The sequence below is a fragment of the Hydrogenophaga sp. genome, from assembly GCF_031426985.1.
Classification (GTDB): Bacteria; Pseudomonadota; Gammaproteobacteria; order Burkholderiales; family Burkholderiaceae_C; genus Hydrogenophaga.
Genome location: NZ_JASJOY010000027.1, coordinates 1 through 1,479 on the forward strand (window position 1 = coordinate 1; position 1,479 = coordinate 1,479).

Genomic DNA, 1,479 nt, shown 5'->3' on the forward strand with positions numbered 1-1,479 from the left:
TGGCCCACCAGGCCAGCGCCAGGAACAGCGGCAGCGCAAACAGCATGCGGTACATGATCAGCGTGACCGCGTCCACCCCGTGGCGGTAGGCCAGCTTGACGATGATGGCCTTGCCCGAAAAAGCGATGGAGCCGGCGCTGGCGAGCAGCAGACCGGAGGCGAGGTGGGGGTGGGGCTGGGCGGGGGCGCTGGACATCCGCCCCATTATCGGCAGCCCTGCGTCAGCCGGCTGTCACCTCGCTGGCGGGCTTACTCGGCGCCGGCCTTTGGCGCCACCAGCCGCTCGGCATCGACCACGCGGTACAGGCGCCCTTGTTTGTCCTGCGGCTCGATCAGGCCTTCGCGCTCGAAGGCCGACAGGGTGCGGCTGACGGTCTCGAGCTTGAGGTCGAGCATGGCGCCCATGTCTTCGCGCGAGAACAGCGTGGCGATGCCGGCGTCGGTCGTCGAACGCATCTTCAGGATGAGCCCGGCCACGCGCTGGCGGGCGTTGCCGAAGTTGAGTTCGGCCAGCCAGTCATCGGCCTCTTTCAGGCTGCGGTGCCATTTCTCCAGCAGGCGCTGGTGCAGGCGCGGGGTCTCGCGGTTCAGGCGCTGGATCACCTGCAGCGGCAGGCGACAGACCCGCACGTTGGTCAGCGCAACGGCGTCGGAGTCGTAGGTCGGGCCCATCAGCGCTTCGAGGCCGATCACGTCGCCCGAGCGCAGCACGCGCACGATGCGCTGGCGCCCGTCCACCGTGTTGCGCACCAGCTTGATCATGCCGCTGCGCAGGGTGTATAGCGAGGTGGCCGTCTCGCCCAGGCGCACCACCGGTTGCCCGCCCGCGTACTCCAGATCGTCGATGGGGGCGTGGATGAGGTTGAAGTCGTCCTCGTGCAGATCGGCGAACAGCACCATGTCGCGGATGCCGCAGTTGCGGCAGTCGGCGGTGCCGCGCCAGGCCGATTCGGTCTTGATGGGAATCATGGGTGAGCGGGTCCGGGATTTGGCCTGCAGCGCAGGGCCAGTGCCGAAATATAAGCCACCGGTGACGCTGTGCAGCCCGGCCCGGCCGGCCATGTGGGCCAGATGCCTACCCGCTCACCGGCGGTGTGCAGGCCAGCACCTCGTCGATGGTGGTCTGCCCCTCGGCCACGCGGGCCGCGCCGGCCAGGCGCAGCGGGCGCATGCCGTCGGCCACGGCCTGGCGGCGCAGCGCGTCCATCTGCGGTTCGCGGCTGACCTTGTCCTTGAAGGCTTCGGTGACGGTGAGCAGTTCGTACAGGCCCATGCGGCCGCGAAAGCCGGTCATGCGGCAGTCCACGCAACCCACGGGCTTGTAGGGCCGGTAGCCGCCGGTCACCTTCCAGGGCCTGACCAGCTCGGCCAGCGCCTGGGCAGACGCCGCGGTGGCGGCCTCGTCCTCGCGCACGCGGCAGGCCGGGCACAGGGTGCGCACCAGGCGCTGCGCCAGCACGCCCAGCACGGTGGCGTTGA

At 69.8% G+C, this 1,479-nt stretch carries 1 protein-coding gene and 2 pseudogenes; all 3 read right to left on the reverse strand.

Translation table 11 applies throughout. The features are described 5' to 3' along the window. Nucleotides 1-196, reverse strand: a pseudogene (locus RMP09_RS03875) (EamA/RhaT family transporter); the annotation flags it as partial. Nucleotides 197-249: 53 nt separating this feature from the next. After that, nucleotides 250-969, reverse strand: a complete 720-nt coding sequence (locus tag RMP09_RS03880) for a Crp/Fnr family transcriptional regulator (protein WP_310564689.1) — start codon at nt 967-969, stop codon at nt 250-252. A gap of 106 nt (nt 970-1,075) precedes the next feature. Next, a pseudogene (locus RMP09_RS03885) lies at nt 1,076-1,479 on the reverse strand (type II/IV secretion system protein); the annotation flags it as partial.

Coding starts and splice junctions, on each gene's coding strand:
- RMP09_RS03880 (WP_310564689.1), bottom strand. CDS start 969: ATGATTCCCATCAAGACCGAATCGGCCTGGCGCGGCACCGCCGACTGC.